At 67.9% G+C, this 13,841-nt stretch carries 13 protein-coding genes; 4 read left to right on the forward strand and 9 right to left on the reverse strand.

What is annotated here, in order from left to right; genetic code table 11:
• Nucleotides 1-16: 16 nt before the first annotated feature.
• On the reverse strand, nucleotides 17-1,540 hold the full coding sequence (adh, locus tag ABQE89_RS19345) for an aldehyde dehydrogenase (RefSeq protein WP_448419546.1): 1,524 nt from the start codon (nucleotides 1,538-1,540) through the stop codon (nucleotides 17-19).
• Nucleotides 1,541-1,594: 54 nt separating this feature from the next.
• Between adh and ABQE89_RS19350 the strand changes: the two genes are divergently transcribed.
• Nucleotides 1,595-3,598, forward strand: coding sequence for a prolyl oligopeptidase family serine peptidase (locus ABQE89_RS19350; protein ID WP_448419548.1), 2,004 nt, complete (start codon nucleotides 1,595-1,597; stop codon nucleotides 3,596-3,598).
• Here ABQE89_RS19350 and ABQE89_RS19355 read toward each other — a convergent pair.
• Nucleotides 3,591-4,844, reverse strand: a complete 1,254-nt coding sequence (locus tag ABQE89_RS19355) for a Dyp-type peroxidase (RefSeq protein ID WP_448419550.1) — start codon at nucleotides 4,842-4,844, stop codon at nucleotides 3,591-3,593. The genes ABQE89_RS19350 and ABQE89_RS19355 overlap by 8 nt on opposite strands.
• Nucleotides 4,841-5,761, reverse strand: a complete 921-nt coding sequence (locus tag ABQE89_RS19360; protein ID WP_448419552.1) for an EfeM/EfeO family lipoprotein — start codon at nucleotides 5,759-5,761, stop codon at nucleotides 4,841-4,843. Before ABQE89_RS19360 ends, ABQE89_RS19355 begins: the two co-directional genes overlap by 4 nt.
• 106 nt (nucleotides 5,762-5,867) lie before the next feature.
• Between ABQE89_RS19360 and ABQE89_RS19365 the strand changes: the two genes are divergently transcribed.
• Nucleotides 5,868-6,773: a crotonase/enoyl-CoA hydratase family protein gene (locus ABQE89_RS19365; protein ID WP_448419554.1), complete on the forward strand. Its 906-nt coding sequence runs from the start codon at nucleotides 5,868-5,870 to the stop codon at nucleotides 6,771-6,773.
• Here the strand turns inward: ABQE89_RS19365 and ABQE89_RS19370 are convergent.
• From ABQE89_RS19370 to ABQE89_RS19395, 6 genes are read right to left on the reverse strand one after another with little or no spacing between them, the layout of a single operon-like run.
• Nucleotides 6,760-7,746, reverse strand: a complete 987-nt coding sequence (locus ABQE89_RS19370; RefSeq protein ID WP_448419556.1) for a DUF2889 domain-containing protein — start codon at nucleotides 7,744-7,746, stop codon at nucleotides 6,760-6,762. The genes ABQE89_RS19365 and ABQE89_RS19370 overlap by 14 nt on opposite strands.
• Nucleotides 7,747-7,758: 12 nt before the next feature.
• Nucleotides 7,759-8,613, reverse strand: coding sequence for a hypothetical protein (locus ABQE89_RS19375; protein WP_448419558.1), 855 nt, complete (start codon nucleotides 8,611-8,613; stop codon nucleotides 7,759-7,761).
• Nucleotides 8,614-8,655: 42 nt separating this feature from the next.
• A complete protein-coding gene (locus tag ABQE89_RS19380) occupies nucleotides 8,656-10,179 on the reverse strand; it encodes an aldehyde dehydrogenase family protein (protein WP_448419560.1) in 1,524 nt (507 codons plus the stop codon).
• Nucleotides 10,180-10,188: 9 nt separating this feature from the next.
• Entirely contained in the window at nucleotides 10,189-10,758 is a 570-nt protein-coding gene (locus ABQE89_RS19385) for a phosphatase PAP2 family protein (RefSeq protein ID WP_448419562.1), read from the reverse strand.
• A complete protein-coding gene (locus tag ABQE89_RS19390) occupies nucleotides 10,755-11,282 on the reverse strand; it encodes a mycothiol transferase (RefSeq protein WP_448419564.1) in 528 nt (175 codons plus the stop codon). Before ABQE89_RS19390 ends, ABQE89_RS19385 begins: the two co-directional genes overlap by 4 nt.
• Before the next feature lie 18 nt (nucleotides 11,283-11,300).
• Complete coding sequence (locus tag ABQE89_RS19395) at nucleotides 11,301-11,690, reverse strand: VOC family protein (protein ID WP_448419566.1); 390 nt, start codon at nucleotides 11,688-11,690, stop codon at nucleotides 11,301-11,303.
• A 46-nt stretch (nucleotides 11,691-11,736) separates the two neighbouring features.
• On the opposite strand from ABQE89_RS19395, the gene ABQE89_RS19400 reads away from it, so the two are divergent.
• Both ABQE89_RS19400 and ABQE89_RS19405 read left to right on the forward strand, forming a co-directional pair.
• On the forward strand, nucleotides 11,737-13,470 hold the full coding sequence (locus tag ABQE89_RS19400) for an N-acyl-D-amino-acid deacylase family protein (RefSeq protein WP_448419568.1): 1,734 nt from the start codon (nucleotides 11,737-11,739) through the stop codon (nucleotides 13,468-13,470).
• A complete protein-coding gene (locus ABQE89_RS19405; RefSeq protein WP_448419570.1) occupies nucleotides 13,467-13,841 on the forward strand; it encodes a pyridoxamine 5'-phosphate oxidase family protein in 375 nt (124 codons plus the stop codon). Before ABQE89_RS19400 ends, ABQE89_RS19405 begins: the two co-directional genes overlap by 4 nt.

Below are 13,841 nucleotides of genomic sequence, written 5' to 3' on the forward strand. Positions count from 1 at the left end.
GAACGAAGTGTGGTGATCAGAAGAAGCCCTGGGCCTTGTCGCTGTAGCTCACCAGCAGGTTCTTGGTCTGCTGGTAGTGGTCCAGCATCATCTTGTGGTTTTCGCGGCCGATGCCGGACTGCTTGTAGCCGCCGAACGCCGCGTGCGCGGGGTAGGCGTGATAGCAGTTCGTCCACACCCGGCCGGCCTTGATGTCGCGCCCCGCGCGGTAGGCGGTGTTGCCGTCGCGGCTCCACACCCCGGCACCCAGCCCGTAGAGCGTGTCGTTGGCGATGGCGATCGCGTCGTCGTAATCGCGGAACGACGTGACCGCGACGACCGGGCCGAAGATCTCCTCCTGGAAGATGCGCATGGTGTTGGTGCCCTCGAAGATTGTCGGCTGCACGTAATAGCCGCCGTTGAGGTCCCCGCCGAGTTGTGCGCGCTCGCCGCCGGTGACCACGGTGGCACCCTCGGACTTGCCGATCTCGATATAGGACAACACCTTTTCCAGCTGGTCGTTGGAGGCCTGTGAGCCGATCATGGTCTCGGTGTCCAGCGGATCGCCCTGGCGCACGGCCTTGGTGCGGATCGCGGCGAGTTCGAGGAATTCGTCGTAGATGTCGGCCTGCACCAGGCTGCGCGACGGGCACGTGCACACCTCGCCCTGGTTGAGCGCGAACATGGTGAACCCCTCCAGGGCCTTGTCCTGGTAGTCGTCACCTGCCGCCATCACGTCGGAGAAAAAGATGTTGGGGCTCTTGCCGCCCAATTCCAACGTCACCGGGATCAGGTTCTGGGAGGCGTACTGCATGATCAGCCGGCCGGTGGTGGTCTCGCCGGTGAAGGCGATCTTGGCGATCCGGTTGCTGGAGGCCAGCGGCTTGCCCGCCTCGAACCCGAAGCCGTTGACGACGTTGAGCACACCGGCGGGCAACAGATCGCCGATCAACGACATCAGGTACAGGATCGACGCCGGGGTCTGCTCGGCGGGTTTGAGCACTACGGCGTTGCCCGCGGCCAGCGCCGGCGCCAGCTTCCAGGTGGCCATCAGGATCGGGAAGTTCCACGGGATGATCTGGCCGACCACGCCGAGGGGCTCGTGGAAGTGGTAGGCCACGGTGTCGTCGTCGATCTGGCTCAGCGAGCCCTCCTGGGCACGGATCGCCCCGGCGAAGTAGCGGAAGTGGTCGACGGCCAGCGGCAGGTCCGCGTTGAGGGTCTCGCGGATCGGCTTGCCGTTGTCCCACGACTCGGCCACCGCCAACGCCTCCAGGTTGGCTTCGATGCGGTCGGCGATCTTGTTGAGGATGACGGCGCGTTCGGCGGGTGCGGTCTTCCCCCACGCCGGCGCGGCGCCGTGGGCGGCGTCGAGCGCCTTGTCGATGTCGGCCTCGGTGGAGCGGGCCACCTCGGTGAACGGCTGGCCGGTGACCGGTGTCGGGTTCTCGAAATACTCGCCGGCGACCGGCGCCGCCCACTCCCCGCCGATGAAGTTGCCGTATCGCGACTCAAACGACATCAGGGCATCTGCCGATCCGGGACGGGCGTAAACAATCATCAGTGACTCCTCGTGAACGGTGTAACCGAGCTCACACTACGCCGAGCGGCCACAATGGTCGGTGTGGACGATCCCTACCTCTGGCTCGAAGACATCACCGGCGAAGCGGCGTTGGACTGGGTGCGCAAGCACAACGAACCGACGCTCGCCGAGTTCGGCGGCCAACGCTTCGAGCAGATGCGCGCCGAGGCGCTGGAGGTGCTCGACACCGATGCGCGCATCCCCTACGTGCGGCGACGTGGGGATCACCTCTACAACTTCTGGCGCGATGCGGCCAACCCGCGAGGCGTGTGGCGCCGCACCACGCTGGACAGCTACCGCCGGGAGGATCCCGACTGGGAGGTGATCATCGACGTCGACGCGATCGCGGCCGCCGAGGACGAGAACTGGGTGTGGGCAGGCGCCGACGTGATCGAGCCCGACCGCACCAGGGCGCTGGTCAGCCTGTCACGCGGCGGCTCGGACGCCGCAATCGTGCGGGAGGTCGACATGGGGACAAGGCAGTTCGTGTCCGGCGGGTTCGAGCTACCCGAAGCCAAGACCCAGATCACCTGGGCCGACGAGAACACCGTCCTGGTCGGCACCGACTTCGGCGGGGACTCCCTGACCGAGTCGGGCTACCCGCGTCTGGTCAAGCGGTGGCGGCGCGGCCGGCCGCTCGCCGACGCCGAGACGGTGTTCAGCGCGGAGACGACGGACGTCATCGCGGCGGCATCGGTGGATCGCACACCGGGCTTCGAGCGCACCCTGATCAGCCGGGCCGTCGACTTCTTCAACGACGAGGTCTACGAACTGCGCGGCACGGAACTGATCCGCATCGATGCGCCGACCGATGCCACCGTCTCGGTCCACCGCGACTGGCTGTTGATCGAGTTGCGCACCGACTGGTCCGTCGGGTCGACGACGTACCCGGCAGGGTCGCTGCTGGCGGCGGACTACAACGAGTTCCTCGCGGGCACCGCGGATTTGGCGGTGGTGTTCGCACCCGACGAGCACACCAGCCTGCACCACTACGCGTGGACCCGCGACAAGCTGGTGGTGGTGACACTGGCCGACGTGGCCAGCCGCGTCGAGGTCGTCACGCCGGGAACGTGGCGGACCGAGCCGGTAGCGGGGGTGCCCGCCAACACCAACACCGTGATCGTCACCGCGGACGATCTGGGTGACGAGATCTTCTTGGACTCAAGCGGATTCGATACGCCGTCTCGGTTGCTGCACGGAGCAGCCGGCGGCGAGCTGACCGAGATCAAGCGTGCGCCGTCGTTTTTCGACGCCGCCGATCTGGTGGTCTCCCAACACTTCGCACAGTCCGACGACGGCACCTCCGTCCCGTACTTCGTCGTCGGCCACCGCCACGTGACCGCGCCCGGCCCGACACTTCTCGGCGGCTACGGCGGCTTCGAGGTGGCTCGCACGCCCAGCTACGACGGTGTGCTCGGTCGACTGTGGCTGGCCAGGGGCGGCACCTATGTGTTGGCCAACATCCGTGGCGGCGGCGAGTACGGGCCGGGTTGGCACACCCAGGCGATGCGCGAGAACAGGCATCTGGTGTACGAGGACTTCGCTGCCGTCGCAAGGGATCTGGTGGCGCGCGGAATCACCACCGTCGAGCAGTTAGGCGCCCAGGGCGGCAGCAACGGCGGCCTGTTGATGGGTGTCATGCTGACCCGCTATCCGGAGCTGTTCGGCGCGCTGGTGTGCAGTGTGCCACTGCTGGACATGCGCCGGTTTCACCTGTTGTTGGCGGGCGCCTCCTGGGTAGCCGAATACGGTGATCCCGACAACCCCGACGACTGGAAGTTCATCTCCGAATACTCGCCATATCACAACATTTCAGCAGACACGACGTACCCGCCGGTGCTGATCACCACGTCCACCCGTGACGACCGTGTGCATCCGGGCCACGCCCGCAAGATGACCGCGGCGCTGGAGGCGGCGGGCCACCGGGTGCACTACTACGAGAACATCGAGGGCGGACACGCCGGCGCCGCCGACAACGCCCAGATGGCATTCCGGGCGGCGTTGATTCACGAGTTCTTGTGGTCCACGCTCAACTGACCAACATGTCACCGAGGAATCGGTCAGGACCGGTGACACCGGGCAGCACGAAGAAGAACCCGCCGCCGACGGGCAGGATGTACTCTTCGAGCGGTTCGCCCTTCAACCGGCTCTGCACGGTCAGAAAGCCCTTCTGCAGGCTGCGCTGGTAGGCGACGAAGGCCAGGCCCTGATCGAGGCGTCCGGCGCCGTCGAATCCGCGTGAATAGTTGAAACCCCTGCGCAGGATGAGGTTTTCCGCGGTCTGTGGTGTGCGGGGATTGGCCAGCCGGATGTGGGCGGTCAGCGGAATCCGCTTGCCCTCAGGGTCCTCGGCGTAGTCGGGGTCGTCGAACTCGTCGTCGCGGCCCAGCGGTGCGCCGCTGATCTTGTTGCGGCCGAAGATCACCTCCTGTTCGACGAGTTGGGTGCGATCCCAGAACTCGACGAACATCCGGATGATGCGGATCGCCTGATACGAGCCGCCGACTGCCCACTCCGGCTCGCCGTCGTCGGGCCCGACCCAGACGTGGCGGTCCATCACGGCGCTGTCATCGACATCGAGGTTGGAGGTTCCGTCCTTGAATCCCAACAGGTTTCGCGGTGTCGCCGCCTCCGACGCGCGACCGGCCCCGATACCGCGCGCATAGCCGTCGACCATCCACCGCAGCACCAGATCACTTCGGGTGCGACGCATCAACTGTCGCAGCGCGTACTGCACGGTGTCGTTGTGCCCGGCCTCGAAGATGATCGCCAGATCACCGTGGGAGAGTTTGGGGTCCAACCGGTCGTTGGCCAGAAACGGCATCGTGACCAGTTCCCTGGGCTTGCGGTCGGACAACCCGAAGCGGTCGTCGAACAACGACGCGCCGACGCTGACCGCGATCGAGAGGTCGTCGGCCGGTGGCTTGTCGCCGAGAATGCCGGAGTCGACGGGCGGGTAGGCGGGATCGCGGGTCTTCGGCGGCTCACCGGCCATCAAGCCGCGGATCTCCTCGGTGAGTTCGCGCAACGTCGCCTCGAGGCCGGCCCGGTCCTTGGCGTGCACGTTGAACGAGGCGATCATGCCCTGCTCTGGGATCGGCAGGGCGGTGATCCCGGTCTGGTGCGGCCCCTCGAACGGGACGAAGCGCCCCGCCCGCGCCGCCCGCGGCTCGGAATCCGACGACGCGCATCCGACCAGCCCACCGGCGCCCAGCGCGGCGCCTGCGCCTAGCGCGCCCGTGACGAAACCACGACGGGAGACGCGCGAAAACCGCCGAGTCACTTCAGGTTGAGCACTCCGGCGACTTGGGACAGATTCTCGGAGAGTCCGGCGAGCTCGGCCTTGAGCGTGTCGATCACCTGCGGGGACACGGTGACCTCCGGGCAGCGCGGCGAGGGGTACGGATCGTTCTCGGTGCAGAACAGCACCCAGCCGTCGCCACGGCGCAGCGGCGCCAGGGTCTCGAACACCGAGCCGACTCCGGCCTCGATCTTGCCCAGCAGCGCCGGATCGGCTTCGACCAGCGCCGGACTCAACTTGCCGACGGCGTCGCGCGAGCCCTGCAGGTTGGCGTCGAAGTCCCACAGGTCGGTCTTGGAGTAGCGGTCCTCCTCGCCGGTGATCTTGCCCTCCGAGATCTCCTCGATCAGTTCGGCCGCGCCGTTGGCCACGTCGACGGGCTTCACCTCAACCGCGGGGAACTGTGCCTTGAGCGCGGCGACGTCCGAGTCGAGTTGGTCGGCGAACGGGGCGGCGCCCTCGGTGGTGTTCTGCTCGAACAGGATGTATTCCAGGCGGTGCCACCCGGTGAACTCGGGATCGTCGACACCGGCGAAGTCGTCGACCCGGGCGTCGATCTTGCCGTCGATCTCCTCGACCAGACCTGCGATCGGCTCGATGCGCTCCCACGGCACCCGCGACGGGGCGTACGCGTCCTGGGCGGCCTGCAGGTCACCGGCGCGAACGGCGTCGGTGAAGACCTTGACGACCGCCTGGAGTTCGTCGATGTTGCTCTGCGCGTATGCCTTGTAGTCCTGAGCCGCCTTCTCCAGCACCTCGGGCGCAACGGCGGCGGCCGCCGACGTCGACGTCTCCTCGGTGGTGGTGGTGGTATCGGAGCTACCCGAGTCACTCGAGCAGCCGGCCAGGATCAGGCTCAGTGCGGCGACGGGCACGGTCCATCGGAGTATGCGGTTCATATGCACCTTCAAGCTCGGAGAGGGTGAACATAACATCCGGCAAGCTCTCAAGGTAGGCATACCTAATTGCCCGGATGCCGGTCGCCTCGGCTGCCAGACTTCAACCATGACGACCACGCCGCAGTTCGAGACTCTGCTGTATCGGGCCGACGGGCCCGTCGCCACCATCACGCTCAACCGGCCCGACCACCTCAACACCATCGTGCCGCCGATGCCCGACGAGATCGAGGCCGCCGTCGACCTCGCCGAACGGGATCCGGCGATCAAGGTGATCGTCCTGCGCGGCGCGGGTCGCGCGTTCTCCGGGGGGTACGACTTCGGGGGCGGGTTCACCCACTGGGGCGAGGCGATGAACACCGACGGCCGGTGGGACCCGGGCAAGGATTTCGCGATGGTCAGCGCCCGCGCGACCAGCCCGCATCAGAAGTTCATGGCGATCTGGCGGGCGTCGAAACCCGTCATCGCCCAGGTGCACGGCTGGTGCGTCGGCGGGGCCAGCGATTACGCGCTGTGCGCCGACATCGTGATCGCCAGCGACGACGCGGTCATCGGCACGCCCTACGCCAGGATGTGGGGCGCCTACCTCACCGGCATCTGGCTCTACCGGCTGAGCCTGGCGAAGGTGAAGTGGCATTCGCTCACCGGTGAACCGCTGACCGGAAAGGAGGCCGCCGCAGTCGAACTCATCAACGAGTCGGTGCCGTTCGAAAAGCTGGAGGCCCGCGTCGCGGAGATCGCCGACAAGCTGGCCCGGATCCCGCTGTCACAGTTGCAGGCCCAGAAGCTCATCGTCAACCAGGCTTACGAGAACATGGGCCTGGCCTCCACCCAGACGCTGGGCGGCATCCTCGACGGGCTGATGCGCAACACCCCCGACGCGCTGGACTTCGTCGAAACCGCTGCCTCACAAGGGGTTCGGGCGGCCATCGAGCAGCGCGACGGGCCGTGGGGTGACTACAGCCAAGCCCCGCCGGACAAGCGCCCCGACCCGTCGCACATCATCGAGCCCTGACCCTCGACGAGAGCAGCGCGTCGAGGTCGGCAAGCGCGCGCAGCGTGTCGTTGAGGTGCGTGCAGGTGCTGGTGCCGACCAGCTCACCGCGGACCCGGTCACGCACCTCGGCCAGCCGCATCCCACGGACCCGCGTCGCGCTGCCGATGGCGCCCGGACACTCCTGCCACGGCAGCACCTGGACCGTCGCGGCGACCGACGCGATCGTGCGGGTCGCGAGGTCCACCGATCCGGTGACCGTGTACTCGTGCACGATCGTCTCGACGCCCTCGTCGTCGACGTGGGAATCACGAAAGTGCGCGTCGAAGTCGGCTGTGTCGCCGGAACTGTCGACGGGAATCAGGTCCAGCCGCCGCAACCGACGCATGCCGTCGGGACGAAGCGGTGCCACGGCATGCATCCCGTCGGCGTCGAGGGGCGGAGCGATCGGACCGCGCGCGGTCGGGATGATGTCGTGGCGTCGGGCATAGGACACCATCGAGGCGTCGGGCGCGAACCCCGCGCAGATGCCGGCCATGCGGTTGGCGGTGCCGGCGGGCAGTTTCTCCTCGACGCCGTGGCGGATCGCCGCGTGCTGCACCCCGTAACCGGACACCAGCGCCGCGCCCACCCAGTCGTCGAGCAGCAGATTCAGCAGACCGGCCCGGCGCACCTCGTCGGGGAACAGCGTCGCGACGTGCGCGCGAAACCCCGGGCCGACGCGGCTGCCGGTGAGTTGTGCGAGCGGCCCGTCGGGAGCGATGTCGACGATGACGCGGTCGGCCAACCGCGCGCGCACTGCGACCTGTTCGAGTACCTCCACCGTGGGCGGCCCCGTGACCACCACGTCACGCGCACGGAGGTCGACCTCGGCGGCGCCCGTGCCGGCGGGATGGGTGTCGATGGTGCTGGTGCGCCGCAGCATCCCCGCGGTCAGCGGCGGCCACGCCTCGACCGGCCGCTGCGGGCCCACGATGTCGGTGACGAAGGGCATGGCCTGACGTTACTAGTCGCGCCTCCACAGGCCACCCACCATCGCGACCAGCACCCCGAACACCACCAGCGCGCCACCGCCGGCGAGCGTGTAGTTCAGCCAGGTGTGCAGGCTGTCTTCGGCGTGGCCCACCATGACCTCGGCGATCCGGCGGATATCACCCGAGGTCTGGTTCAGCGCACGGTTGATGTGGTCGCGCGCCACCTCCAGACCAGCCCACCCGGCGGCACCGACGAACAGCGCCGAAACCCCCAGCGCAGCAAGGCCTTTACCACGCGAGCGGGTGGCGGCCAACATCAGCAGAGCGAACACGCCGGTCAGGATCGTCGTTCCGACACTGACCCACGGCCCCCATGTCGACAGCAGCCGCAGCTGGCCGGGCCGCAACGCAGAGTTCTCCGGAACCGTGATCGGCACCGTCAATGTCTGCGGGACGGCCAGATCCAGATCGCCGAGCACCTGTGTGATCGACGGGTCGTTGAGCATCGGTGCGATGTCGACGAGCCACCGGTCACCGGCGCCGTCGTCGGCAGGCACCGAATCGGTGAACATCCAGCGGTGCGCGATGCGGTTGGCCTGGGCGAACTGCCCGGGGAAGCCGGGGTTGGCGGTGTAGGCCGTGGCTACCTCGCGGACCAGGGCCGTGTTGTTCAGCGGGTATCCGTTGCGTTTGGCCAGCGCGAGAATCTGGGTCGTCAACTCCGAGGCCATCGCGGTCTGCAGTTCGGGGTCCTGTGCGGCGTCGGCGGCCAGCGCGGCGTAACCGTGCTCGCTGACCACGTTTCGCTGCACCCACATGCTCGGCACCGCCACCGTCAGCAACACGGTCGTGACAAGCCACAAGAACACGGTCGCCACCAACCGCACGCGTGGTCCTCCCCAGGAATGTGAAAAGCGAAAAGTGACGCGTTATTTGGCCACGCGTCGGGGCGTGATGAGCGCGAGTTTGGTCATGAGCCGATTCATCCGCTTGAGCGCCTTCGGCGAGTTGTTGTAATAGTTACCGCCGGCGCCGATGTTGGTGCGCGGCGCGACCACCGTCTCCTGCCGACAGTACTTGCGCAACCCTTCGGCCCCACCGAACCGTGCCCCGAGCCCCGAGGTCTTCCAACCGCCCATCGGCGCCGTCGTGCACATCAGGTTGGAGATCACGTCGTTGATATTGACGGCTCCGCAGTCGAGTTCGACCGCAACGTCTTTCGCGCGCTTGACATCTTTGGAGAACACCGACGCGCTCAGCCCGTATGGACTGTCGTTGGCCAGCCGGACCGCTTCTCCGACCGTGGCGACCTTCATGATCGGCAGCGTCGGACCGAACGTCTCCTCGGTCATGCACAGCATCGAATGGTCGACGTCGACGATCACCGTCGGCGGATAGAAGTGGCCTTCGCCCGCGGGGCGTTCACCGCCGGTGAGCACCCGGGCGCCCTTGGCCTTGGCGTCGGCGATGTGCCGCTCGACCACCGAGATCTGGCTCTCGTCGATCATCGAGCCGAAGTCGTGGCCGTCACCGGCGCCGACCTTCAACTTCTCGACGTCCCGCAGCACGGCGGAGACGAACTGGTCGTAGACGCGGTCGAGGACGTACACCCGTTCGACCGACACACACGTCTGCCCCGCGTTGAACATCGCCCCCCACACCGCGGCGTGCGCGGCCAGGTCGATGTCGGCGTCGTCGAGCACGATCAGCGGATCCTTGCCGCCCAGTTCGAGACTGACCGGGGTGAGCCGGCGCGCCGCACGCTCCATCACCTTGGCGCCGGTCGCGCTGGAGCCGGTGAACTGGATGAAATCGGAGTTGTCGATGACGGCCTCGGACACCTCCCGCGCGCCCTGCGCCAGCGCGAGCACCTCGGGCGCCCCGCAGTCCTGCCAACCGCGCAGCAGCAACTCGGCGGTCAACGGTGTGCGCTCGGACGGCTTGAGCAACACCGCACAGCCCGCGGCCAGCGCGCCGATGGCGTCCATCAAGGCGTTGGCCACCGGATAGTTCCACGGCGCGATGATGCCGACCACCGGACGCGGCCGGTAGTGCACCTCGATCTTCTTGATCGACAGGAACGGCAGTGGCGCCGGCCTGCGCTCTGGCGCCAGCGCCTTCTCCATGGTCTTGATGTAGTAGGAGGCGATCATGATCAGCAGCGGCACCTCTTGGGCGGCGTCGGTCGCCGATTTGCCGGTCTCGGCCATCAGCAGCGACTCGATCTCCTCGCGGTGCTCACCCAGCCACACCGCGTAGCGGGCCAGCACCTTCGCGCGGCCCCCCGCGCCGCGGGCCTCCCACTCGGGCTGCGCCGCGCGCAGGCCGGCGGTGATGCGAGGCACGTCGGCGCGATCCGTCCACCGCACCGTGCCGGCCTCTGCGCCGGTCGCGGGATTGCGGATGCTGGCTGGCGGTTCGGCAGGCACATCGACGTCAGGCGTGGCGGTCATGGGTCCATGCTAACCGCCGCGTGTGACGCAGATCGCAGCAGGCTTGACACGTGTCAATTCCGGGTTGGCGACCAGCGCCGCCACGCACACGATCGCCGTTCCGAGCAGGACGCCACCGACCGTATCGGTGAAGTAATGCCACACGAACGCCTGACCGAGCATGCCGAGCAGGCTGACGATCACCGCCGCGACGATCGACCACACCGCGGCGGAGGCCACCAACACGACCATCCCCCACACCACCACCGTCACCGTCGTGTGGCCGCTGGGATAGGCGTAGAAGCCCTCCTTGCGCCGACCGAACAACACTTTCAGGCCCTGGACGAGCGCCCATGCCAGCGCCGGCGACGCCACCGCGACCGCGGCCAGCCGCCAGCGCCTGCGCGCCACGGCCACCGCCACCGCGACCGCCAGCACCGCTGCCAGCACCCACGGCTTGGAAAACCACAGCAGCCATTGAAGGTAGGGGTCGTCGCGGTAGGCGCGGAACCACTCGTCGAGCGGCGTGGAGTACTTGCCGACCGACACGCCCAGGATCACGAACGCGGTGAGGGCGACGGGTGGCCACCACCGGATCACGCGATGCCCCGCAGGTAGGCGGCCTGGCCGAGGTGCTGGGCACTGTCGTCGACGATGCTCACCAGGCGCACCCCGGCGGTCACCGGCGGGTCCCAGCGTTCGTCGACGATGCGGCTCAGCTCCTCGGGGGTCACCGAGGCGAGGTACTCCAGCGTCGCCTTGTGCACGGCGCGGTAGTACCCGGCGAGCAAGTCCGCCGGCGCGTGCACCTTGGCGACCTGGTCGGGGGTGTGCCCGTAGCCCATGTCCTCGCGCGGCAGATCCAGGCCGAACCGGTCCACCCAGCCGTCGCGTAACCAGATCTGTTCGGTGCCCGCGATGTCGCTGAGTTGGAGGTCGTGTTGGCGCGCGCTGTGCCAGATCAACCAGGCGATGCTGTTGGCGGAGGGGGTGGGTCGAAAGTCTGCGACCTCGTCGGTGAGCCCCTCGGTCAGCTCCTCGACGTGCTCGATGAGCCTGGTGAACGCGTCGCGCAGCAGTTCGCGGGCAGCCGCCGCATCTGGGGTCGCATCTGAGCCAGCCATGTCTCGACGGTACTGCGCTCAGCCCTGCGGTTGCGCGCCGTGGAAGACCGCCTCGATGTTGTTTCCGTCCGGGTCCCGGACGAACGCGCCGAAGTAGCCGGGGTGGTATTCGGGCCACAGCCGCGGCGCGTGCAGCGACTCGGCGCCGGCCTCGAGCGCGGTGTCGTAGAACGCGGTGACCGCCTCGGCGTCGGCGGCGCGGAAGGCGAAGTGCACCTCGCGGTTGGGGCCTGCCGCGTCGCCGGCGTTCATGTCGGCGATCCAGAAGTCCGGTTTACCGTCCCGGCCGTAACCGATGGCGACCTGATAGTCGAGCTGGCGGGTGTAGCCGAGCACCGCGAGGACCTTGTCGTAGAAGGTTTTGGATTTCTCCCAGTCGGCGCAGTTGATTCCGAAATGGTCAATCACCGGCTCATCCTGGCACGGCGTACCGACACCGTCGTAGATTCGACACATGTATGACGTGATCATCCGCAACGGCACGATCGTCGACGGTCTCGGTGGCGAACCCTGCGTGGGCGACGTGGCGGTCGCCGACGGCGTCATCGCCGCCGTCGGCGCGGTAGACGGTGCGAGCGCCCGGGAGATCGACGCGACCGGCCTGTTCGTCACCCCCGGCTTCGTCGACCTGCACACCCACTACGACGGGCAGGCGGTCTGGTCGGATCGGATGACGCCGTCCTCGGCGCACGGGGTCACCACCGCGGTGATGGGCAACTGCGGCGTCGGCTTCGCACCCTGCCGAGCCGAGGATCACGACGTGCTCGTCGACGTGATGGAGGGTGTCGAGGACATCCCCGGTGTGGTGATGGTCGACGGGCTGCCGTGGAACTGGGAGACGTTCCCCGAGTTTCTCGACGCGCTGGAGACGCGACGCCGCGACATCGATGTGGCCGCCCTGCTGCCGCACTCACCGCTGCGGGTCTACGTGATGGGCCAGCGCGGCGTGGCCCGTGAACCGGCCACCGCCGAAGACCTCGCGATGATGCGCAAACTGTCGGCCGAGGCGATCCAGGTGGGTGCGCTCGGCTTCGCGTCGTCGCAGTTGACCCTGCACAAGAGCGGAAGCGGCAGTCTCATCCCGAGTCACGGCGCGGCCTACGCCGAGTTCGAGGCCATCGCCCGTGGTGTCGACGACGCGGGCGGTGGCCTGCTGCAGTTCGTGCCCGACCTGGTCTCCGGTGACTACGAACCGGCGCTGAAGACGGTGTTCGACGTGGCCGAGGACGTCGGCCTGCCGGTGACGTTCACGCTGGCGATCGGCAGCGCCGGCGAGCCGTTCTTCCTCGACGCGCTGAGGATGGTGGAAAAGGCCAACGCGGCGGGCGGCGACGAGGGTCCCCGCGTCACCGCGCAGATCTACCCGCGGCCGATCGGCCTGTTGCTCGGCCTCGAGCTGTCCGGCAACCCGTTCGTGATGTACCCGAGCTACCAGGAACTGGCCGGGCTGCCGCTGGCCGAGCGCATCGCCGAAATGCGCAAACCCGAGGTGCGTCAACGCATTCTGTCGGACCAGCCATCCGGTGAGGGTCATCCGCTGATGTTCGCGGCGCAGGCGTTCGACTGGATATTCCCGCTCGGCGACCCGCCCAACTACGAGCCGCCGACCTCGGAGAGCATCGCCAACCGCGCCCGAGCCCGCGGGGTCAGCCCACTCGAAGAGGCATACGACCGGCTGCTCGACGAGGACGGGCACGCGATGCTGCTCGTCGCACTGGCCAACTTCCGCGACGGCAGCCTTGACACGATCGCCGAGTTGATCCGTCGCGAGGACGTGGTGCTCGGCCTCGGCGACGGCGGCGCTCACTACGGAATGATTTGCGACGCAAGCTATCCCACCTACATGCTGGCGCATTGGGCGCGTGACCGCGCGTCCGGACGGCTGTCGGTGGCCGAGGCGGTGCGCGAACTGACGTCGACGCCGGCCCGGGTCGCCGGCCTGGCCGATCGCGGCCGGATCGCGGTGGGCTACAAGGCCGACCTCAATGTCATCGACCACGACGCGCTGCGCTTGCACAAGCCGGTGGTCACCCACGACCTGCCTGCCGGTGGGCGCCGCCTGAACCAGACCGCCGACGGCTATGTCATGACGATGGTGTCCGGCGAGGTCATCGCCGAGAACGGTGTGCCCACCGCGGCGCGTCCCGGTCGGTTGGTCCGCGGTCGTCAACCCGCGCCGTCGACATGAGCGTCAAAGTCGACCTCGACCAGTTGGGCGGCACGCTGGCCGACTACCCGGTCGGGTACTTGATCACGGTCGGCGACGACTACCGGGCGCACACGGTCGCGGTGACGCCCGTACTCGCCGACGGCGTGCTCGACGTGGGCCCTGTCGGTGCCACCACGCAACGAAATGTCACCGCGCACAACGCCGTCACCGTTCTGTGCCCACCCGCCCAGCCCGGCGGCTACTCGTTGATCGTCGACGGCACCGGCCGTCTGACCGACACGTCGCTGCAGGTGCTGCCCGGCCGCGCGGTGCTGCATCGCAAGGCCGCCGAGGACTCGCGCGCGACAGACCCGGGTTGCCTGCACGACTGCGTGCGACTGGAAAGCTGA

It is taken from the genome of Mycolicibacterium sp. XJ1819 (genome assembly GCF_053483675.1).

What these genes read in the sequence shown, in the direction of transcription:
- adh (WP_448419546.1), bottom strand. Translation starts at nt 1,540, where the DNA reads ATGATTGTTTACGCCCGTCCCGGATCGGCAGATGCCCTGATGTCGTTT.
- ABQE89_RS19350 (WP_448419548.1), top strand. Translation starts at nt 1,595, where the DNA reads ATGGTCGGTGTGGACGATCCCTACCTCTGGCTCGAAGACATCACCGGC.
- ABQE89_RS19360 (WP_448419552.1), bottom strand. Translation starts at nt 5,761, where the DNA reads ATGAACCGCATACTCCGATGGACCGTGCCCGTCGCCGCACTGAGCCTG.
- ABQE89_RS19365 (WP_448419554.1), top strand. Translation starts at nt 5,868, where the DNA reads ATGACGACCACGCCGCAGTTCGAGACTCTGCTGTATCGGGCCGACGGG.
- ABQE89_RS19370 (WP_448419556.1), bottom strand. Translation starts at nt 7,746, where the DNA reads ATGCCCTTCGTCACCGACATCGTGGGCCCGCAGCGGCCGGTCGAGGCG.
- ABQE89_RS19380 (WP_448419560.1), bottom strand. Translation starts at nt 10,179, where the DNA reads ATGACCGCCACGCCTGACGTCGATGTGCCTGCCGAACCGCCAGCCAGC.
- ABQE89_RS19390 (WP_448419564.1), bottom strand. Translation starts at nt 11,282, where the DNA reads ATGGCTGGCTCAGATGCGACCCCAGATGCGGCGGCTGCCCGCGAACTG.
- ABQE89_RS19400 (WP_448419568.1), top strand. Translation starts at nt 11,737, where the DNA reads ATGTATGACGTGATCATCCGCAACGGCACGATCGTCGACGGTCTCGGT.
- ABQE89_RS19405 (WP_448419570.1), top strand. Translation starts at nt 13,467, where the DNA reads ATGAGCGTCAAAGTCGACCTCGACCAGTTGGGCGGCACGCTGGCCGAC.